A 19,051-nucleotide genomic window follows, 5' to 3' on the forward strand; every position below is an offset into this window, starting at 1 on the left:
TGCGTCAAGAGTCTTTTCACGCTACACTAGCCGGCTTCGGTATGGATTCCATCTTTTTACGGGCCGTACTAATTTTTGTAGTTAAACAAAGCCCCGCCCAATCGTAGGTGGGAATGGAGAAAAAATGAGCCTAGGCCTCCTCGGTCGCAAGGTTGGCATGATGCGCATCTTCACGGATGATGGGGATTCGATCCCAGTCACCGTGCTGGACGTGTCGAACAACCGCGTTGCGCAAATCAAAACCCCTGAAACGGATGGTTATTCCGCTGTTCAGGTCGTCTTCGGTCAACGTCGCGCTTCCCGCGTGACCAAAGCCGCAGCCGGTCACTACGCTAAAGCTGGTGTCGAAGCCGGTACTCTGTTGAAAGAGTTCCGCGTTGACGCTGCCAAAGCTGCAGAATTGAAAGCTGGTGAAGTTATCGCCGCTTCGCTGTTCGAAGTTGGTCAGAAGATCGACGTTCAGGGCACGAGCATCGGTAAAGGCTACGCCGGTACCATCAAGCGTCACAACTTTGCTTCCGGTCGTCAGACCCACGGTAACTCGCGTTCGCACAACGTACCAGGTTCGATCGGTATGGCGCAGGATCCGGGCCGTGTATTCCCAGGCAAGCGCATGACCGGCCACATGGGTGACGTGACTGTTACCACCCAGAATCTGGAAATCGCTCGTATCGACGCCGACCGTCAGCTGCTGCTGGTCAAAGGCGCGGTACCAGGCGCGAAAAACGGCCAAGTGGTCGTCTCGCCTGCTGTCAAAGTCAAAGCAAAGAAAGGGGCTTAATCGATGGAACTCAAGCTCCTGAATGCTCAAGGTCAAGCATCTTCCAACGTTGCCGCCGCTGACACCGTCTTCGGCCGTGATTACAACGAAGCCCTGATCCACCAGATCGTGGTTGCCTACCAAGCCAATGCTCGCAGCGGCAACCGTAAGCAGAAAGACCGCGAAGAAGTCCACCACACGACCAAGAAGCCATGGCGCCAAAAAGGTACCGGCCGCGCACGTGCTGGTATGTCGTCGTCGCCACTGTGGCGCGGCGGTGGTCGCATCTTCCCGAACTCGCCTGACGAGAACTTCACCCACAAAGTGAACAAGAAGATGTACCGCGCCGGTATCTGCTCGATCCTGTCCCAACTGGCTCGCGAAGAGCGCCTGGTTGTTGTTGAAGACTTCGCCATCGAAGCTCCAAAGACCAAGCTGCTGTCGCAAAAGCTGAACGCCATGGGTCTGGAATCGGTGCTGATCATCGCTGACAACATCGAAGAAAACCTGGAACTGGCTTCCCGTAACCTGCCGAACGTGCTGGTTGTTGAGCCACGTCACGCAGATCCAATGTCGCTGGTCTTCTACAAGAAGATCCTGGTCACCAAGGCGGCACTGGCCAAGATTGAGGAGATGCTGGCATGAGCGCAGTCATCAAACACAGCGAAGAGCGCCTGATGAAGGTGCTGCAGGCTCCGGTCATTTCCGAAAAGGCCACCATGGTCGCGGAAAAGAACGAGCAAATCGTATTCCGCGTACTGCCGGATGCGACCAAGCCTGAGATCAAGGCAGCCGTTGAACTGCTGTTCAAGGTTGAAGTCCTGTCGGTGCAAACCGTCAACCGCGAAGGTAAGGTTAAGCGTTCGGGCCGTTTCATCGGTCGCCGCAACCACACCAAGCGTGCTTTCGTGTGCCTGAAGCCTGGCCAGGAAATCAATTTCTCCGAGGAGGCTAAATAATGGCACTCGTTAAGATGAAGCCAACCTCCCCAGGCCGTCGCGGCATGGTGAAGGTTGTTAACGCCGACCTGTACAAAGGCCGTCCGTTCGCAGCCCTGGTTGAGAAAAAATCGAAGACCGCCGGCCGTAACAACAACGGCCACATCACCACCCGCCACATCGGCGGCGGTCACAAGCAGCACTATCGCCTGATCGACTTCAAGCGTCAGAAGGATGGCATTCCTGCGAAAGTGGAACGTATCGAATACGATCCAAACCGCACCGCGAATATCGCCCTGCTGTGCTACGCCGACGGCGAGCGCCAGTACATCATCGCCACCAAGGGCATGAGCGTCGGCGACAGCGTGATGAACGGTTCGGAAGCGCCTATCAAGTCGGGCAACTGCCTGCCTATCCGCAACATCCCGGTCGGTACCGTGATGCACTGCGTCGAAATGCTGCCAGGTAAGGGTGCCCAGATGGCCCGTACCGCCGGCGCCGGCGTTGTGCTGATGGCCCGCGAAGGCACCTACGCTCAAGTGCGTCTGCGCTCGGGCGAAGTGCGCCGCGTGCACATCGAGTGCCGCGCGACCGTAGGCGAAGTCGGCAATGCCGAACACAGCCTGCGCAAGATCGGTAAGGCTGGCGCGATGCGCTGGCGCGGTGTTCGTCCTACCGTTCGCGGTGTGGTCATGAACCCGGTCGATCACCCGCACGGTGGTGGTGAAGGTAAAACGGCAGCAGGTCGTCATCCAGTGTCCCCATGGGGCCAGCAGACCAAGGGCAAGAAGACTCGCAGCAACAAGCGTACTTCTTCGATGATCGTCTCGCGCCGCGGCAAGAAATAAGGATAAACCATGACTCGTTCATTGAAAAAAGGGCCGTTCTGTGACGCCCACCTGGTGAAAAAAGTCGAAGCCGCGCAAGCGACCAAAGACAAAAAGCCAATCAAAACCTGGTCGCGCCGCTCGACGATCATGCCTGACTTCATCGGTCTGACGATCGCTGTGCACAACGGCAAGCTGCACGTGCCAGTGTATGTTTCCGAGAACATGGTTGGTCACAAGCTCGGCGAATTCGCGCTGACCCGCACGTTCAAGGGCCACGCTGCTGACAAAAAGGCTAAGAAATAATGGAAACCAAAGCTATCCTCAAAGGCGTGCGCCTGTCGGATCAAAAAGGCCGCCTGGTGGCTGATCTGATCCGCGGCAAGAAGGTTGACGCTGCGCTGAACATTCTGCAGTTCAGCCCGAAAAAAGGCGCGGCCATCATCAAGAAAGTGCTGGAGTCCGCAATCGCGAACGCCGAGCACAACGATGGTGCCGACATCGACGAACTGTTCGTGAAAACGATCTACGTCGAAAAGGGCCCGATCCTGAAGCGCTTCACCGCGCGTGCAAAGGGCCGTGGCGACCGCATTTCGAAACAATCCTGTCACGTGTACGTGACTGTCGGTAACTAAGGAGCCACGATGGGTCAGAAAATTCATCCAACCGGTTTCCGTCTGGCGGTCACCCGTAACTGGGCTTCGCGCTGGTACGCAGGCAACGGCAATTTCGCTGCCATGCTGAACGAAGACCTGAAAGCTCGCGCTTTCCTGAAAAAGAAACTGAAGAACGCCTCCGTCGGCCGCATCGTCATCGAGCGTCCAGCCAAGAACGCGCGCTTCACGATCTACAGCTCGCGTCCAGGCGTGGTCATTGGTAAAAAAGGCGAAGACATCGAAGTACTGAAGTCGGCGCTGACCAAGATCATGGGCGTGCCGGTGCACGTGAACATCGAAGAAATCCGCAAGCCGGAAATCGACTCGCAGCTGATCGCCGATTCGATCTCGCAGCAGCTGGAAAAGCGCATCATGTTCCGCCGCGCGATGAAGCGCGCGATGCAAAACGCCATGCGTCTGGGTGCCCTGGGCATCAAGATCATGTCGTCGGGCCGTCTGAACGGCATCGAGATCGCGCGTAAAGAATGGTACCGCGAAGGCCGCGTGCCTCTGCATACCCTGCGCGCCGACATCGACTACGGCACCAGCGAAGCGTCGACCACGTACGGCATCATCGGCGTCAAGGTCTGGGTTTACAAGGGCGACCGCTCGCCGACCGGCGAAGCGCCAGTCATCGAGACCCCAGCCGACGAGAAGAAAAGCCGCGGTCCACGCCGCGACGACGGCAAGCCTTCGGGCCGCCCACGTCCAGGTCCAGCCGGTGCTAAACCATCCCCGGCAGGTGCTGCCCGTGTGCGTTCCGCGAAACCGGCCGCCGCTGCACCAGCTGAGAAAGCAGGAGAATAACCATGCTGCAACCAGCACGCAGGAAGTATCGTAAAGAGCAGAAAGGCCGCAACACCGGTATTTCGCACAGCCGCGGCACCGCCGTGTCGTTTGGCGAATTCGGTCTGAAGGCAGTTGCTCGCGGTCGCATCACCGCACGTCAAATCGAAGCAGCGCGTCGCGCCATGACCCGTCACATCAAACGTGGCGGCCGTATCTGGATTCGCGTCTTCCCGGACAAGCCAATTTCGAACAAGCCTGCCGAAGTCCGTATGGGTAACGGTAAGGGTAATCCAGAGTACTACGTGGCTGAAATCCAGCCAGGTAAAGTACTGTACGAAATGGATGGCGTCGCAGAAGAACTGGCGCGCGAAGCGTTCCGCCTGGCTGCTGCCAAACTGCCTCTGGCTACCACCTTCGTGGTGCGCCAGGTTGGCCAATAATAGGAGTGAAATATGAAAGCATCTGAACTCCGCGGCAAAGACCAGGCAGCTCTGCAAAAAGAGCTGAACGACCTGCTGAAGGCCCAGTTCGGTCTGCGTATGCAAGTCGCTACGCAGCAGCTGAGCAACACTTCGCAGCTCAAGAAGGTACGCCGCGACATCGCGCGTGTGAAGACGGTAATGAATCTGAAGGAAGCCAAATGAACCAACCAGTGAAACAGTCGCTCAAGCGCACGCTGATCGGTAAAGTGGTGTCCGACAAGATGGACAAGACCGTTACCGTTCTGATCGAACGTCACGTGAAGCACCCTCTGTACGGCAAGATCATTGTGCGTTCGGCTAAATACCACGCACACGACGAAACCAACCAAGTCAAGGCCGGTGATACGGTCGAGATCCAGGAAGGCCGTCCGATCTCCAAAACGAAGGCGTGGACGGTGACTCGTGTAGTGCAAGCTGCACAAATCGTTTAATTGACCAACCGCCGCAGTCCCTGACTGTGGCGGTTTTCAATTAGTTCTTGCAAGCCCGCAGGTTTTATGTGATACTTGCGGGCTTCGCTCATGTATCGCCGCAAAGTGTCTCTCCGCAGACGCGCACCTGCGGTCAGTACTTGTACGAAGGTCAAGCACCCAAACAGTGATGCGAATCACTGGCGGGACCAAGACTGACCGAGAGGTCCGCATTGTGTGGATTCTTCGGCTTAAGTTGGGAAAGAGAATACTATGATTCAAACTGAAAGCCGGCTCGAAGTGGCCGACAATACCGGTGCCAAAGAAGTCATGTGCATCAAGGTATTGGGCGGCTCCAAGCGCCGTTATGCTGGCATTGGCGACGTGATCAAGGTAACCGTCAAGGTTGCCCAGCCACGCGGCCGTGTCAAAAAAGGTGAAATTTACAACGCTGTGGTTGTGCGTACCGCTAAAGGTGTGCGCCGCCAAGACGGCTCCCTGGTGAAGTTCGACGGCAACGCCGCCGTGCTGCTGAACGCCAAGCTGGAGCCGATCGGTACCCGCATCTTCGGACCTGTCACGCGCGAACTGCGCACTGAGAAGTTCATGAAGATCGTGTCCCTGGCACCGGAAGTCCTGTAAGGAGTCAGTAAATGGATAAGATTCGTAAAAACGACGAAGTCATCGTTTTGACCGGTAAAGACAAGGGCAAGCGCGGCACCGTGCAACAGCGTGTAGGCGCTGAGCATGTCGTGGTTGAAGGCGTCAATGTCGCGAAAAAAGCGCAAAAGCCGAACCCGATGACTGGCGTAACTGGTGGCATCGTTGACAAGACCATGCCTATTCACGTGTCCAACGTTGCTCTGTTCAACGCTGCGACCGGTAAGGCAGATCGCGTAGGCTTCAAGGAAGTGGATGGCAAAAAAGTCCGCGTCTTCAAGTCCTCCGGCGAAGTAGTGAAAGGGTAATAAGAAATGGCCCGTCTGCAAGCAGTCTATAAAGACAAAATCGTTGCCGAGCTGACCGAGAAATTCGGTTACAAGTCGGTGATGGAAGTGCCACGCCTGACCAAGATCACCCTGAACATGGGTGTGGGCGAAGCAATCGCTGACAAGAAAGTCCTGGAGCACGCTGTTGGCGACCTGACCAAGATCGCCGGCCAGAAGCCAGTGACCACCAAGTCGCGCAAAGCTATCGCCGGTTTCAAGATCCGCGAAGGCTATCCGATCGGTACCATGGTGACCCTGCGCGGCGCCCGCATGTACGAGTTCCTGGATCGTTTCATCACCGTGGCCCTGCCGCGCGTGCGTGACTTCCGTGGCGTGTCCGGTCGTTCGTTCGACGGTCGCGGCAACTACAACATCGGTGTTAAAGAACAGATCATCTTCCCAGAGATCGAGTACGACAAGATCGATGCGCTGCGTGGTATGAACATCTCGATCACCACCACCGCGAAGACCGACGACGAAGCGAAAGCTCTGCTCGCCGCCTTTAAATTCCCGTTCAGGAACTAATAGATCATGGCAAAACTCGCACTGATTAACCGTGAACAGAAGCGTGTCGACCTGGCAAACAAATTCGCTGCCAAGCGCGCCTCGCTGAAGGCCATCATCGACGACCAGTCGAAGACGGAAGAAGAGCGTTACGAAGCCCGCCTGAAACTGCAGGCGCTGCCACGTAACTCCGCTCCGACCCGTCAGCGCAACCGTTGCGCCGTCACCGGTCGTCCACGCGGCACCTTCCGTAAATTCGGTCTGGGCCGTATCAAGCTCCGTGAATTCGCCATGCGTGGTGAGATTCCGGGTATGACTAAAGCCAGCTGGTAATAGGAGAACAAGCAATGAGTATGAGCGATCCTATCGCCGATATGCTGACCCGCATTCGCAACGCCCAAGGCGTTCAAAAAACGACCGTGGCCATGCCATCGTCGAAAGTCAAAGTAGCGATTGCCAACGTCCTCAAGGACGAGGGTTACATTGAAGATTTCGCTGTCGCCGAAGCCGGTGGCAAGTCGGAACTCAAAATCGGTTTGAAATATTATGTAGGCCGTCCTGTTATCGAGCGCCTTGAGCGCGTGTCCCGTCCGGGTCTGCGCGTGTACAAGGGCAAGGATGAAATCCCAACCGTGATGAACGGCCTGGGCGTTGCCATCGTGTCGACCCCGCAAGGCGTCATGACCGACCGCAAAGCACGCGCTACCGGCGTCGGCGGCGAAGTCATCTGCTACGTCGCGTAAGGAGCAATAATGTCTCGTGTAGCTAAAATGCCTATCGCTGTGCCAGCTGGCGCTGAAGTCGCCATCTCCGCACAAGCGATCACCGTAAAAGGCCCGCTGGGCGTACTGACCCAGGCTCTGAACGGCCAGGTGAAAGTAGAAAACAACGCTGGCACCCTGTCCTTCGACGTGGCCAACGACAGCCGCGAAGCCAATGCCATGTCCGGCACGCTGCGCGCGCTGGTGAACAACATGGTCACCGGCGTCACCAAGGGCTTCGAGAAGAAGCTGAACCTGGTTGGCGTGGGTTACAAGGCGCAAGCCGCTGGCGACAAGCTGAACCTGTCGCTGGGCTTCTCGCACCCGGTTGTGCACGCGATGCCAGAAGGCGTCACCGTGGCAACCCCGACCCCGACCGAGATCCTGATCAAGGGTATCGACCGTCAAAAGGTCGGCCAGGTGGCCGCTGAAGTTCGCGCTTACCGCGCTCCTGAGCCTTACAAGGGCAAGGGCGTCCGTTATTCGGACGAAGTGGTTAAGATCAAAGAAACCAAGAAGAAGTAATTAGGGGCTGACGATGGATAAAAAAGAATCTCGTCTGCGTCGCGGACGTCAAACCCGGATCAAGATTGCACAGCTGAAAGTGAACCGCCTGTCGGTGCACCGCACTAACCTGCACATCTATGCAAACTTGACCTCCCCGGATGCCAAAGTACTGGTTTCGGCCTCGACCGCGGAAGCGGAAGTGCGCGCTGAACTGGCTGGCAAAACCGGCAAGGGTGGCAACGCCGCCGCCGCCGCTCTGGTTGGCAAGCGCGTAGCAGAAAAAGCACTGAAAGCAGGAATCACCGAAGTTGCGTTCGACCGCTCCGGTTTCCGTTACCACGGCCGTGTCAAAGCGCTGGCAGAAGCTGCCCGCGAAGCCGGTCTGAAGTTCTAAGGGTACGATCATGGCAAAAATGCAAGCTAAAATGCAAAGCGACAAGCCGGACGACGGCATGCGCGAAAAAATGATCGCGATCAACCGCGTGACCAAAGTGGTCAAGGGTGGTCGTATCATGGGCTTCGCGGCGCTGACCGTAGTTGGTGACGGCGATGGCCGCATCGGCATGGGTAAAGGCAAATCGAAAGAAGTGCCAGTGGGTGTGCAAAAGGCAATGGAAGAAGCCCGCCGCAACCTGATCAAAGTGCCGCTGAAAAACGGCACGCTGCATCACACCGTCATCGGCCGCCACGGCGCGTCGAAAGTGATGATGATGCCAGCCAAGCCGGGTACCGGCGTGATCGCTGGTGGCGCCATGCGCGCGATCTTCGAGGTGATGGGCGTGACCGACGTGGTGGCGAAATCCACCGGTTCGAGCAACCCATACAACCTGGTGCGCGCGACCCTGGACGGCCTGTCGAAAATCAGTACTGCTGCTGACATCGCTGCGAAACGCGGCAAGTCGGTGGAAGACATCCTGGCTTAAGGGGAAACCACATGAGCACTATCAAAGTCAAACTGGTGAAGGGCCTGATCGGCACTCGTCAAGACCACCGCGCCACCGTGCGCGGCCTGGGTCTGCGCCGCGTCAACTCGGTTTCCGAGCTGCAGGACACCCCATCGGTACGCGGCATGATCACCAAAGTCGCCTACCTCGTGAAAGTCGTATCGTAAGCTTCGGCTTATGATCTGGAGAAATCAATGGAATTGAATACCATTCAACCAGCAGACGGCGCGAAGCACTACAAGCGTCGCGTCGGTCGCGGTATCGGCTCCGGCCTGGGTAAAACCTCCGGCCGTGGTCACAAAGGTCAAAAATCGCGTTCGGGCGGCTTCCATAAAGTCGGTTTCGAAGGCGGTCAAATGCCTCTGCAACGCCGTCTGCCTAAGCGCGGTTTCAAGTCGCTCAACGCCACCTTCAAAGCTGAAGTGCGCCTGTCCGACCTGAACAACCTGCCTACCGGCGAAGTCGACATTCTGGTCCTGAAGCAAGCCGGCGTGCTGGGCGTGCTGGCCCGCGACGTGCGCGTGATCGCCTCCGGCGAAATCACCAAAGCCGTCGTGGTCAAAGGCCTGAAAGTCACCGCGGGCGCGAAAGCGGCCATCGAAGCGGCTGGCGGCTCGGTAGCCTGAGCTGATAGCTAACAGCTAGATCGGAGCGAAAATTGGCGACCAACCCACAACTTGCTAAGAGCGCCGCAGCTGGCTTCCCTTGGGGCCGCCTGTGGTTCCTGCTTGGCGCATTGGTGGTGTATCGTATCGGCGCTCACGTTCCTGTACCGGGTGTCGACCCGGTACAGCTGGCGGCCCTGTTCAAGCAACAGGAAGGCGGCATCCTGGGCATGTTCAACATGTTCTCCGGTGGCGCCTTGTCCCGCTTTACGGTGTTTGCGCTCGGTATCACGCCCTACATCTCGGCCTCGATCATCATGCAGTTGCTGTCGATCGTGTCGCCACAGATGGAGGCGCTGAAAAAGGAGGGCGAATCCGGCCGCCGCAAGATCACCCAGTACACCCGTTATGCGACGGTGGCGCTGGCTCTGTTCCAGGCGCTGGGTGTGTCCGTGGCACTGGAATCGCAGCCTGGCCTGGTGCTGGATCCTGGCCTGGGCTTCCGCTTCGTGACGATCGTGACGCTGTTGACCGGCACCATGTTCCTGATGTGGCTGGGGGAGCAGATTACCGAGCGCGGTCTCGGTAACGGCATCTCCATCATCATCTTCGCCGGCATCGCCGCCGGTCTGCCGGGCGCGCTGGGTGGCTTGTTCACCCAGGTGTCGACCGGTTCGATCGGCAGCTTCTCGGCCATCCTCATCGTGGTGCTGGTAGCCCTGGTTACCTTCGTCGTGGTGTTCGTGGAACGTGGCCAGCGCAAGATCCTGGTCAACTACGCCAAGCGTCAAGTCGGCAACAAGATCTACGGTGGCCAAACCAGCCACCTGCCGCTGAAGCTGAACATGGCCGGCGTGATCCCGCCGATCTTCGCATCGTCGATTATCCTGTTCCCGGCTACGCTCGTGGAGTGGTTCTCGAAGGGCGCCGACAAGTCCAGCCCGGTCGTCGGTTTCATGAAAGACCTGGCGGCCTCGTTGAGTCCTGGCGAGCCGATCCATGCATTGTTGTACGCCATTGCAATCGTGTTCTTCTGTTTCTTCTATACCGCGCTGGTGTTTAACAGCAAGGAAACAGCGGACAACTTGAAGAAGAGCGGGGCCTTTGTGCCAGGGATTCGTCCCGGTGAGCAGACTGCCCGCTACATCGACAAGATCCTGACGCGATTGACGCTGGCCGGCGCCGTCTACATCACGCTGGTGTGTTTGTTGCCGGAGTTTATGCAAGCCCAGTGGAAGGTTCCCTTCTACTTTGGCGGCACCTCCCTGTTGATTATTGTGGTTGTGACCATGGATTTCATGGCCCAGGTGCAAAACTATGTGATGTCGCAGCAATATGAGTCGCTGCTGCGCAAAGCAAACTTCAAGGGCGGAATTCCGACGCGTTAAGCGCGGCAAACATAACGAAAAATGGCAAAAGACGACGTCATACAGATGCAAGGCGAGATTCTGGAGAATCTCCCCAATGCAACATTTCGAGTGAAGCTGGAAAACGGGCACGTGGTGCTCGGACACATTTCGGGTAAAATGCGGATGAACTATATCCGCATCCTTCCTGGCGACAAGGTGACGGTCGAACTGACACCTTATGATCTGAGCCGGGCCCGCATCGTGTTCCGGACCAAGTAAATAAACAATCGTACTAGAAGAGAGTGCAAAAATGAAAGTTAACGCTTCAGTCAAGCGCATCTGCCGCAACTGCAAGATCATCAAGCGCAAAGGTGTGGTCCGCGTAATCTGCGTCGAACCGCGTCACAAGCAGCGTCAAGGTTAATAACCGTTATTTATCGAGGAATAACGAATGGCACGTATTGCAGGGGTTAACATCCCAAACCACCAACATACCGTTATCGGCCTGACCGCCATCTACGGTATCGGCCGCCCACGCTCGCAGTTCATCTGCCAGGCGACGGGTGTTCCATCCAACAAGAAGATCAAGGATCTGGACGACAGCGAGCTGGAAAAGCTGCGTGATGAGATCGGCAAGTTCGTAGTTGAAGGCGACCTGCGCCGCGAACTGTCGATGAACATCAAGCGTCTGATGGATCTGGGCTGCTACCGCGGCATGCGTCACCGCAAGGGCCTGCCGGTCCGCGGCCAGCGCACCCGCACCAATGCGCGTACCCGCAAGGGCCCGCGCAAAGCCGCTCAATCGCTGAAGAAATAATCTTAGGAAAATATTATGGCTAAGCAACAAAGCAGCGCAGCAGCAGCTCGCGTACGCAAGAAGGTCAAGAAGAACGTTGCAGAAGGTATCGCACACGTTCACGCTTCCTTCAACAACACCATCATCACCATCACCGACCGTCAGGGCAACGCTCTGTCGTGGGCGACCTCCGGTGGCGCTGGCTTCAAGGGTTCGCGTAAATCGACCCCGTTCGCAGCGCAGGTTGCTGCCGAAGCCGCAGGTAAAGTGGCTGTTGAGTGCGGCGTGAAGAATCTGGAAGTGCGCATCAAGGGCCCAGGCCCTGGCCGCGAATCCGCAGTGCGCGCACTGAACAACCTGGGCATCAAGATCACCGAGATCCAGGACGTTACCCCAGTACCGCACAACGGCTGCCGTCCTCCTAAGCGTCGTCGTATCTAATGATGCCGCCGGCGGCGGGGTAACCCGCTTCCGCCGGCGTCGTCCTCTTGGAAGCAAAAAAACCGCTGGAACAGTGGGCCGGAAACGGCTATACTGTCCGGCTGTTCTCGCCTGTCGGATGGATTTCGACGGGTTTTTCGTTTTGAGCCACCGTCCAAGCTGAAAGTGAGCTGGACTAGCGCCTAACCGCACGCATTGTCGCGCCGCGGCTGGGGCGTCATATTTAAAGGAAAACATCGTGGCACGTTATATCGGACCAAAAGCAAAGCTGTCCCGCCGTGAAGGCACTGACCTGTTCCTGAAGAGCGCACGCCGCTCGCTGGATTCGAAATGCAAACTGGACGTCAAGCCAGGCCAGCACGGCGTGAAATCGGGCGCCCGCACCTCGGACTACGGCAACCAGCTGCGCGAAAAGCAAAAAGTAAAACGCATGTACGGCATCCTGGAACGCCAGTTCCGCCGCTACTTCGCTGAAGCGGACCGCCGCAAGGGCAACACCGGCGAAACCCTGCTGGCCCTGCTGGAAACCCGCCTGGACAACGTTGCATACCGCATGGGCTTCGGCTCGACCCGCGCTGAAGCGCGTCAGCTGGTGTCGCACAAAGCCTTCACCGTGAACGGCAATGTGGTGAACATCGCTTCGTACAACGTGAAGACCGGCGACGTGATCGCCGTGCGCGAAAAAGCCAAAAAGCAAGTGCGTATCGTTGAAGCGCTGTCGCTGGCTGAACAAGTCGGCATGCCGGCCTGGGTGTCGGTTGACTCCAAGAAAATGGAAGGCACGCTGAAGTCGCTGCCAGAGCGTAACGAAATCGCTCACGACGTCAACGAATCGCTGATCGTCGAACTGTACTCGCGTTAATCGCAGTAAGTAGTTACCGCCCACTGGCTGTCAAGCCCAGTGGGCTTTTTCACTAATGCCATCAGCCTTATCGGTGTAATGAGCCGAGGGTATTGAAAAGGACATTTCATGCAAAACAGTTTGTTGAAACCACGTATCATCGACGTCGAAGCCCTGGGCGCCGGTCACGCTAAAGTCGTGATGGAGCCGTTCGAGCGTGGCTATGGCCACACCCTGGGCAACGCGCTGCGCCGCGTGCTGCTGTCGTCCATGATCGGCTACGCGCCGACCGAAGTGACGATCGCCGGCGTGGTGCACGAGTACTCGTCGCTGGACGGCGTCCAGGAAGACGTGGTTGATCTGCTGCTGAACCTGAAGGGCGTGGTCTTCAAAGTCCACAACCGTGACTCCGTCACCCTGACCCTGAAGAAGGAAGGCGAAGGCGCCGTCCTGGCATCGGACATCGACCTGCCGCACGACGTCGAGCTGATCAACCCGGACCACGTGATTGCCCACCTGACCGCGGGCGGCAAGCTGGACATGCAGATCAAAGTGGAAAAAGGCCGCGGCTATGTGCCGGGCAACGTCCGCCGCCTGTCCGAAGACACCAACAAGACCATCGGCCGCATCATCCTGGACGCGTCATTCTCGCCAGTGCGCCGCGTGTCTTACGCAGTGGAATCGGCCCGCGTGGAACAGCGCACCGACCTGGACAAGCTGATCATCAACATCGAAACCAACGGCGTGATCACGCCGGAAGAAGCGATCCGCCAGTCGGCCCGCGTCCTGGTGGACCAGTTGAATGTATTCGCCGCCCTGGAAGGCACGGAAGCGGCCGCCGAAGCGCCATCGCGCGCTCCGCTGGTCGATCCTATCCTGCTGCGTCCGGTGGACGACCTGGAGCTGACCGTCCGTTCGGCCAACTGCCTGAAAGCGGAAAACATCTACTACATTGGCGACCTGATCCAGCGTTCGGAAAACGAACTGCTGAAGACGCCGAACCTGGGCCGCAAGTCCTTGAACGAAATCAAGGAAGTGCTGGCTTCGCGCGGTCTGACTCTGGGCATGAAGCTGGAGAACTGGCCGCCTGCAGGTCTGGAGAAGTAATTCTTGTTGTACCCGTCCCCGGCATGTGCCGGGGGCGTTTAACCCTTATGAACCGGTCCGCGCCCTGGCGAACACCTTGGCGATCGAAGAACCTGGCATTAAACATCATCGAAAGGAAGTACCATGCGTCACCGTCACGGCCTCCGTAAGCTGAACCGTACCTCGTCCCACCGCCTGGCTATGCTGCGCAACATGACCGTTTCCCTGCTGCGTCATGAAGCCATCAAAACCACCGTTCCTAAAGCTAAGGAACTGCGCCGCGTGATCGAGCCGATCCTGACCCTGGGCAAGACCGACACCCTGGCCAACAAGCGCCTGGCCTTCGCCCGCCTGCGCGACCGCGAAATGGTTCTGAAGCTGTTCGCTGAACTGGGCCCACGTTACGCCAACCGTAACGGCGGTTACCTGCGCATCCTGAAAATGGGTTTCCGCGTAGGCGACAACGCTCCTATGGCTTACGTTGAACTGCTGGACCGTCCAGAGATCACCGAAGCTGTTGAAGTTGCCGACGAAGCGTAATTTACGCCGAGTTAAGGAAAAAGCCAGGCTCTGCCTGGCTTTTTTTATGGCCGGGCGGGAAAGCGCGGCCAGGTGTACCATAAGCAGGTTTTAGTTCTCGAAGGCAGTCATGTCCCGCTTTGCCCACTCCCTCGTCCGCCTGCTGGCGTTGACGGTCCTGCTGTTTGCCGCCCCGGCCCGCGCCGAGGAAGACTTCCTCGACCCGGCGGTCGCCTTCAAGTTCTCCGCCCGCATGCTGGACGAGAAAACCGCCACCGTCACCTATGACATCGCGGACGGCTACTATATGTACCGCGAACGCTTCATGTTCAAGGCGCAGGGCGCCACGCTGGGCACGCCGGACATCCCGCCGGGCAAGGTCAAGTTCGACGAAACCTTCAACAAGGACGTGGAAACCTACCGCAAGCAGGTCACCATCACCATCCCGGTCGACACCGCCGGACCGTTCACCCTGGTCGCCACCTCGCAGGGCTGCTCCGACAAGGGCTTGTGCTACTCGCCGCAGGAGGCGCAGGTGAAACTGGTGGGCGCCGGCGGCAGCGGCGCGGCCATGTCGCTGCCGGGCGCGGCGGGGCAGGGCGCTGCGCCGGCCGGCGTGGACGCGGCGGGGCCAAGCGGGCCAGCCGACGGCGTCAGCGAGCTGGGCAAGATCGAAGCGGCGCTGCAGGGCGGCCGCCTGCTGGTGATCCTGCCGCTGTTCGCGCTGCTGGGCCTGGGCCTGGCGTTCACGCCTTGCGTGCTGCCCATGGTGCCCATCCTGTCCTCGATTATCGTCGGCGAAGGCGCGCGCAGCAGCCGTGGACGCGGCCTGGTGCTGTCGCTCACGTACGCGCTGGGCATGGCCATCGTCTACACCGCGCTGGGCGTGGCGGCCGGCCTGATCGGCGAAGGCCTGGCGGCCGCGCTGCAGAATCCCTGGGTGCTGGGCGCCTTCGGCCTGCTGATGGTGGCGTTGTCGCTGTCCATGTTCGGCTTCTATGAACTGCAGGTGCCGGCCGGGCTGCAAAGCCGCTTGAGCACGGTGTCCAACCGCCAGTCCTCCGGCAAGCTGGCCGGCGTGTTCGCCATGGGCGCCATTTCCGCCCTGATCGTCGGCCCCTGCGTGGCCGCGCCGCTGGCCGGCGCCTTGGTCTACATCAGCCAGACGCGCGACGTGGTCATCGGCGGCGGCGCGCTGTTCGCCATGGCGGTGGGCATGAGCGTGCCGCTGCTGCTGGTGGGCGTGTCGGCCGGCACCCTGCTGCCGCGCGCCGGCGGCTGGATGGACAATGTGAAGAAATTCTTCGGCGTGCTGCTGCTGGCCATGGCGCTGTGGCTGGTGTCGCCGGTGCTGCCGGCCAGGCTGGCCATGCTGGGTTTCGCGCTGCTGGGCATCGGCTATGGCGTCTACCTGTTGACGGCGGGTAGCCGGGGCCGGGCCGGCACCGGCTGGCTGGGCAAGGCGGCGGCGGTGGTGTTCGTCATCCTCGGCGGCGTGCAGCTGGTGGGCGCGGCCACCGGCGGCCGGGACGTGCTGGCGCCGCTGGCCCACCTGGGGCGCGGCGGCGAGCAGCCGGTGCACTTCACGCGCGTGAAAACCGTGGCCCAGCTGGACGCCGCGCTGGCGCAAACCGGCGGCAAGACCGCCATGCTGGACTTCTATGCCGACTGGTGCGTGTCCTGCAAGGAAATGGAAAAGCTCACCTTCGTCGACCCGGCCGTCAAAGCCAAACTGGCCAACACCGTGCTGCTGCAGGTGGACGTGACCGCCAACGACGAGGACGACAAAGCCATGCTGAAGCGCTTCAAGCTGTTCGGCCCGCCCGGCATCATCTTCTTCAACCCGCAAGGCCAGGAAATCCCGGACTCGCGCGTAATCGGCTTCCAGAACGCCGAAACGTTCTCGAAATCGCTAAACAAATTGCAATAAAGTAAGGGGCGCCGTGGCGCCCCTTGTTGTTGATGCAAGCTTGATCAGCTGTGGTGCATGGCGCCGTGGCCGCGTCCATGGGCGCCGCCGTGACCGTGGCCGCGTCCGTGGTGGCGCCTGGTGGCTTCGTCGAAGGTCTTTTGCTGCTCGGGCGTCAGCTGGGCGTAGAAGGTCTTCAGCGCGGCCAGGCGGGTTTCCTGGTGGGCCAGCATCTGCTTGTGCATTTCATGGCGCTGCTCGGCGCGCTCGGGCGCGCTCAGTTGGGCCAGCGCGGCGCGGTCCGGGCGGGCCGCCGGCAGCTTGGGCGCGCTGGCGGCGATGAAGGCGTTCCAGGCCGGTTCCTGCGCCGCCGTCAGTTTCAGCTTGTCGTGCAGCGCGGCCTGGCGCTTGGCCACCATTTCCTTGAATTTGGCCTGGCGCTCGGCGGCCTTGGCGGCGCGCTGCTCCTGGGTCAGGGCCTGGCCGTGGCGGCCCGGGGCCGGGGTGTCGGCGGCGAAGGCGCCGCTGCCCACCGCGCCCAGGCTGAGCACGGTCATGCCGATGATCAGGGATTTGCGTATCGTGTTCATGGTAAGTCCTTTGTGGTTGGGTTCAGTGGCTCGGTAGCTGCCCGGTGGCTGCACTATGTGCACTGCACATGGAACATATCTTGGCAGCGCGGTGTTGCCGCCGCATTGCCCCCGCCGCCGCTTTTGTATCAAACTGTTTCTCCGCGCCGCGGAGCCTGCAGATATACAAGCCGATACAAACCCTTATTGGCCTTCCCCCTCCGAACTGAGGATAATTGAGGCATGGAACAAACTTCTGCCATCCTGATCGTCGACGACGACCGCGATATCCGCTCCCTGCTGGCCGACTACCTGGAGGCCAACGGCTACCGCGCCCAGTGCGCGGCGGACGGCGGCGCCATGTGGAAACAGCTCGACGAGGCGCGCCCGGACCTGATCGTGCTGGACCTGAACCTGCCCGGCGACGACGGCTTGAGCCTGTGCCGCAAGCTGCGCGCCACGTCCTCGCTGCCGGTCATCATGCTGACCGCCCGCAACGAGCCGCTGGACCGCATCCTGGGCCTGGAAATGGGCGCCGACGACTACCTGCCGAAACCGTTCGAGCCGCGCGAGCTGCTGGCCCGCATCCGCAGCGTGCTGCGCCGCAGCCACGCCATGCCGTCCCATTCCGGCTCCGACAAGGTGCAGCAGATGCGCTTTTCCAACTGGACGCTGGACCTGACCGCGCGCCACCTGGTCAACCCGGACGGCATCGTCATCATGCTGTCGGGCGCCGAGTTCCGCCTGCTCAAGGTGTTCCTGGAGCACCCGAACCGCGTGCTCAACCGCGACCAGCTGCTGAACCTGACCCAGGGCCGCGACGCCGACCCCTTCGACCGCTCGATCGACATCCAGATCAGCCGCCTGCGCCAGAAGCTGGGCGAGGACGCGCGCGTGCCGCAAATCATCAAGACCGTGCGCAACGGCGGCTATGTGCTGGCCGGTGCCGTCAGCGTGGAGCAGGGGGCGTGAAAGCTTTCCTCAGTTCGATGACAGGCCGCGTGTTCCTGGTCCTGTTGCTCGGCATCGTGGCCTCGGCCGCGCTGACGCATTACCTGGCCGTCACCGAACGCCAGCGCACGCTGGAGCGCTACCGCGACTCTTACGTGCTGGACCGTTCCGGCGAACTGATCTCGACCATCAGCGTGGTGGCGCCGGACGCGCGCGCGGCCTACCTGAAAATCGTCAGCCAGGGCGGCCTGCGGCTGGAGGCGACCGACGCCGCCATCGACATGGCGGCCCAGCAGACGGACTTTTCGCGCCAGCTGTCCGCGCGCTTGGGCAAGGATTACACGCTGGCGCCTCAGCCGGGCCGCCCGGCCGCCTGCGACGCGCCGCGCGAGATCAATTCCATCTTCGGCCCGGTGCAATGGCGCGGCATCTGTGAAGTGGTGCACGTCGGACTGCACGACGGCCAGGTGCTGCGCCTGACCGTGCTGCCGCCGCGCTCGCCGCCGCCCACCGGCCAGAACGAACTGTTCAGCATCCTGCCTTTCCTGTTCAGCATAGTCGGCCTGGCTTACCTGGTCACCCGCATGGCCGTGCGCCCGCTGCAAAAGCTGGCGCAGGCCGCGAAAGACCTGGGCGACGACATCAACCACCCGCCGCTGGCCCTGAGCGGCGCCAGCGAGATCCGCCAGGCCAGCGCCGCCTTCAACGCCATGCAGGCGCGCATCCGCCAGCACATCTTCCAGCGCACGCAAATGCTGGCCGCCATCACGCACGACCTGCAGACCCCGCTCACCCGCATGCGGCTGCGGCTGGAAAAAGTGTCCGACGGCGACCTGCAGCAAAAGCTGCTGGGCGACCTGTCGGCCACCCAGCAGATGGTGAAGGAGGGCCTGGACCTGGCGCGCAGCATGGACAGCACCGAGAACATGCAGGCGCTGGACCTGGACTCGCTGCTCGACAGCGTGTGCGCCGACGCCGCCGACGCCGGCCAGGACGTGGCCCTCAAGGGCCGCGCCGCGATGGCGCTGATGGGCCGCCCGCTGGCGATCCGGCGCTGCCTGGTGAACCTGCTGGACAACGCGGTCAAGTACGGCCAGAGCGCCAGCGTGACGGTCGAGCGCCTGGTGGGCGCGGCGCGCATCCGCATCCGCGACGCCGGCCCCGGCATTGCCCCCGACCAGCTGGCCCAGGTGTTCGAGCCGTTCTACCGCATCGAAAGCTCGCGCTCGCGCGAATCGGGCGGCACCGGCCTGGGGCTGACCATCGCCCGCAATATCGCCGAACAGCACGGCGCCAGCATCGCGCTGGCCAACCATCCCGACGGCGGCCTGGAAGTGACCCTGGTGCTGCCCGAATATTACGCAGGGAAATGATTCCCGCATTGCACGCATTGCAGTCAAGCCAATTACCTATAAAAA

32 protein-coding genes are annotated in these 19,051 nt (G+C 60.2%); 31 read left to right on the plus strand and 1 reads right to left on the minus strand.

Features of this window, described 5'->3' with window-relative positions; translation table 11 throughout:
• The first annotated feature begins 124 nt into the window (after positions 1-124).
• The 29 genes from rplC to dsbD all read left to right on the plus strand — a co-directional run bounded on the left by rplC (position 125) and on the right by dsbD (position 16,134).
• Positions 125-781, plus strand: a complete 657-nt coding sequence (rplC, locus tag AC56DV_RS16500; RefSeq protein ID WP_056404304.1) for a 50S ribosomal protein L3 — start codon at positions 125-127, stop codon at positions 779-781.
• 3 nt (positions 782-784) lie between these two features.
• Positions 785-1,405 carry a 50S ribosomal protein L4 gene (gene rplD / locus AC56DV_RS16505; protein ID WP_056404301.1) on the plus strand — a complete coding sequence of 207 codons (621 nt, stop codon included), beginning with the start codon at positions 785-787 and terminating at the stop codon, positions 1,403-1,405.
• Positions 1,402-1,719 (plus strand): 50S ribosomal protein L23, encoded by a 318-nt coding sequence (rplW, locus tag AC56DV_RS16510; RefSeq protein ID WP_056404300.1) that lies wholly within the window; start codon positions 1,402-1,404, stop codon positions 1,717-1,719. Before rplD ends, rplW begins: the two co-directional genes overlap by 4 nt.
• On the plus strand, positions 1,719-2,546 hold the full coding sequence (rplB, locus tag AC56DV_RS16515; protein ID WP_496315348.1) for a 50S ribosomal protein L2: 828 nt from the start codon (positions 1,719-1,721) through the stop codon (positions 2,544-2,546). The genes rplW and rplB overlap by 1 nt, the downstream gene beginning before the upstream one ends.
• A gap of 9 nt (positions 2,547-2,555) precedes the next feature.
• Positions 2,556-2,831: a 30S ribosomal protein S19 gene (gene rpsS, locus AC56DV_RS16520; protein ID WP_050409767.1), complete on the plus strand. Its 276-nt coding sequence runs from the start codon at positions 2,556-2,558 to the stop codon at positions 2,829-2,831.
• Positions 2,828-3,160, plus strand: coding sequence for a 50S ribosomal protein L22 (gene rplV / locus AC56DV_RS16525; protein ID WP_177307311.1), 333 nt, complete (start codon positions 2,828-2,830; stop codon positions 3,158-3,160). The genes rpsS and rplV overlap by 4 nt, the downstream gene beginning before the upstream one ends.
• Before the next feature lie 9 nt (positions 3,161-3,169).
• Positions 3,170-3,988, plus strand: coding sequence for a 30S ribosomal protein S3 (gene rpsC / locus AC56DV_RS16530; protein WP_057158346.1), 819 nt, complete (start codon positions 3,170-3,172; stop codon positions 3,986-3,988).
• A gap of 2 nt (positions 3,989-3,990) precedes the next feature.
• Positions 3,991-4,410 carry a 50S ribosomal protein L16 gene (gene rplP, locus AC56DV_RS16535; RefSeq protein ID WP_056404292.1) on the plus strand — a complete coding sequence of 140 codons (420 nt, stop codon included), beginning with the start codon at positions 3,991-3,993 and terminating at the stop codon, positions 4,408-4,410.
• A gap of 12 nt (positions 4,411-4,422) precedes the next feature.
• A complete protein-coding gene (gene rpmC, locus AC56DV_RS16540) occupies positions 4,423-4,614 on the plus strand; it encodes a 50S ribosomal protein L29 (RefSeq protein ID WP_056404290.1) in 192 nt (63 codons plus the stop codon).
• Entirely contained in the window at positions 4,611-4,883 is a 273-nt protein-coding gene (gene rpsQ / locus AC56DV_RS16545; RefSeq protein ID WP_056404288.1) for a 30S ribosomal protein S17, read from the plus strand. The genes rpmC and rpsQ overlap by 4 nt, the downstream gene beginning before the upstream one ends.
• A gap of 252 nt (positions 4,884-5,135) precedes the next feature.
• A complete protein-coding gene (gene rplN / locus AC56DV_RS16550; RefSeq protein WP_050409761.1) occupies positions 5,136-5,504 on the plus strand; it encodes a 50S ribosomal protein L14 in 369 nt (122 codons plus the stop codon).
• Positions 5,505-5,515: 11 nt separating this feature from the next.
• The gene (gene rplX / locus AC56DV_RS16555) at positions 5,516-5,830 is read left to right on the plus strand and encodes a 50S ribosomal protein L24 (RefSeq protein ID WP_496315349.1); all 315 of its coding nucleotides are present in this window, start codon (positions 5,516-5,518) and stop codon (positions 5,828-5,830) included.
• 6 nt (positions 5,831-5,836) lie between these two features.
• Positions 5,837-6,376: a 50S ribosomal protein L5 gene (gene rplE / locus AC56DV_RS16560; RefSeq protein WP_056404284.1), complete on the plus strand. Its 540-nt coding sequence runs from the start codon at positions 5,837-5,839 to the stop codon at positions 6,374-6,376.
• Positions 6,377-6,382: 6 nt separating this feature from the next.
• Positions 6,383-6,688, plus strand: a complete 306-nt coding sequence (gene rpsN / locus AC56DV_RS16565) for a 30S ribosomal protein S14 (protein WP_056404282.1) — start codon at positions 6,383-6,385, stop codon at positions 6,686-6,688.
• A gap of 14 nt (positions 6,689-6,702) precedes the next feature.
• Entirely contained in the window at positions 6,703-7,098 is a 396-nt protein-coding gene (rpsH, locus tag AC56DV_RS16570) for a 30S ribosomal protein S8 (protein ID WP_056404280.1), read from the plus strand.
• A 9-nt stretch (positions 7,099-7,107) separates the two neighbouring features.
• The gene (gene rplF, locus AC56DV_RS16575; protein ID WP_056404279.1) at positions 7,108-7,641 is read left to right on the plus strand and encodes a 50S ribosomal protein L6; all 534 of its coding nucleotides are present in this window, start codon (positions 7,108-7,110) and stop codon (positions 7,639-7,641) included.
• A 13-nt stretch (positions 7,642-7,654) separates the two neighbouring features.
• The gene (gene rplR / locus AC56DV_RS16580) at positions 7,655-8,017 is read left to right on the plus strand and encodes a 50S ribosomal protein L18 (protein ID WP_496315350.1); all 363 of its coding nucleotides are present in this window, start codon (positions 7,655-7,657) and stop codon (positions 8,015-8,017) included.
• Between the two features lie 10 nt (positions 8,018-8,027).
• A complete protein-coding gene (gene rpsE / locus AC56DV_RS16585) occupies positions 8,028-8,546 on the plus strand; it encodes a 30S ribosomal protein S5 (protein ID WP_049817602.1) in 519 nt (172 codons plus the stop codon).
• A gap of 11 nt (positions 8,547-8,557) precedes the next feature.
• Complete coding sequence (gene rpmD, locus AC56DV_RS16590) at positions 8,558-8,734, plus strand: 50S ribosomal protein L30 (RefSeq protein ID WP_050409754.1); 177 nt, start codon at positions 8,558-8,560, stop codon at positions 8,732-8,734.
• A gap of 27 nt (positions 8,735-8,761) precedes the next feature.
• Positions 8,762-9,193, plus strand: a complete 432-nt coding sequence (gene rplO / locus AC56DV_RS16595) for a 50S ribosomal protein L15 (protein WP_056404276.1) — start codon at positions 8,762-8,764, stop codon at positions 9,191-9,193.
• A 32-nt stretch (positions 9,194-9,225) separates the two neighbouring features.
• Positions 9,226-10,560, plus strand: coding sequence for a preprotein translocase subunit SecY (gene secY / locus AC56DV_RS16600; protein ID WP_496315351.1), 1,335 nt, complete (start codon positions 9,226-9,228; stop codon positions 10,558-10,560).
• 21 nt (positions 10,561-10,581) lie between these two features.
• A complete protein-coding gene (gene infA, locus AC56DV_RS16605; protein ID WP_005663428.1) occupies positions 10,582-10,800 on the plus strand; it encodes a translation initiation factor IF-1 in 219 nt (72 codons plus the stop codon).
• A gap of 31 nt (positions 10,801-10,831) precedes the next feature.
• Entirely contained in the window at positions 10,832-10,945 is a 114-nt protein-coding gene (gene rpmJ / locus AC56DV_RS16610; protein ID WP_005663407.1) for a 50S ribosomal protein L36, read from the plus strand.
• Positions 10,946-10,972: 27 nt separating this feature from the next.
• Positions 10,973-11,338 (plus strand): 30S ribosomal protein S13, encoded by a 366-nt coding sequence (gene rpsM / locus AC56DV_RS16615; RefSeq protein WP_056404273.1) that lies wholly within the window; start codon positions 10,973-10,975, stop codon positions 11,336-11,338.
• Positions 11,339-11,353: 15 nt separating this feature from the next.
• Positions 11,354-11,758, plus strand: a complete 405-nt coding sequence (rpsK, locus tag AC56DV_RS16620; protein WP_008444339.1) for a 30S ribosomal protein S11 — start codon at positions 11,354-11,356, stop codon at positions 11,756-11,758.
• A gap of 238 nt (positions 11,759-11,996) precedes the next feature.
• Positions 11,997-12,620: a 30S ribosomal protein S4 gene (rpsD, locus tag AC56DV_RS16625; protein WP_496315352.1), complete on the plus strand. Its 624-nt coding sequence runs from the start codon at positions 11,997-11,999 to the stop codon at positions 12,618-12,620.
• 108 nt (positions 12,621-12,728) lie between these two features.
• Complete coding sequence (locus AC56DV_RS16630) at positions 12,729-13,706, plus strand: DNA-directed RNA polymerase subunit alpha (protein ID WP_026354946.1); 978 nt, start codon at positions 12,729-12,731, stop codon at positions 13,704-13,706.
• A gap of 123 nt (positions 13,707-13,829) precedes the next feature.
• The gene (rplQ, locus tag AC56DV_RS16635; RefSeq protein ID WP_056404269.1) at positions 13,830-14,225 is read left to right on the plus strand and encodes a 50S ribosomal protein L17; all 396 of its coding nucleotides are present in this window, start codon (positions 13,830-13,832) and stop codon (positions 14,223-14,225) included.
• Positions 14,226-14,334: 109 nt separating this feature from the next.
• Complete coding sequence (gene dsbD, locus AC56DV_RS16640; protein ID WP_496315353.1) at positions 14,335-16,134, plus strand: protein-disulfide reductase DsbD; 1,800 nt, start codon at positions 14,335-14,337, stop codon at positions 16,132-16,134.
• A 44-nt stretch (positions 16,135-16,178) separates the two neighbouring features.
• On the opposite strand, the gene AC56DV_RS16645 is transcribed toward dsbD, so the two are convergent.
• Positions 16,179-16,703, minus strand: coding sequence for a Spy/CpxP family protein refolding chaperone (locus AC56DV_RS16645; RefSeq protein ID WP_496315354.1), 525 nt, complete (start codon positions 16,701-16,703; stop codon positions 16,179-16,181).
• Between the two features lie 222 nt (positions 16,704-16,925).
• Here AC56DV_RS16645 and AC56DV_RS16650 point away from each other — a divergent pair, with 222 nt between their 5' ends.
• Together AC56DV_RS16650 and AC56DV_RS16655 are read left to right on the plus strand one after the other, a co-directional pair.
• Positions 16,926-17,654 carry a response regulator gene (locus tag AC56DV_RS16650; RefSeq protein ID WP_496315355.1) on the plus strand — a complete coding sequence of 243 codons (729 nt, stop codon included), beginning with the start codon at positions 16,926-16,928 and terminating at the stop codon, positions 17,652-17,654.
• Positions 17,651-19,006, plus strand: coding sequence for an ATP-binding protein (locus AC56DV_RS16655; protein WP_496315356.1), 1,356 nt, complete (start codon positions 17,651-17,653; stop codon positions 19,004-19,006). Before AC56DV_RS16650 ends, AC56DV_RS16655 begins: the two co-directional genes overlap by 4 nt.
• Positions 19,007-19,051: the final 45 nt, after the last annotated feature.

The organism is Massilia sp. BGA-UO-ETr-WB1, from assembly GCF_059567845.1.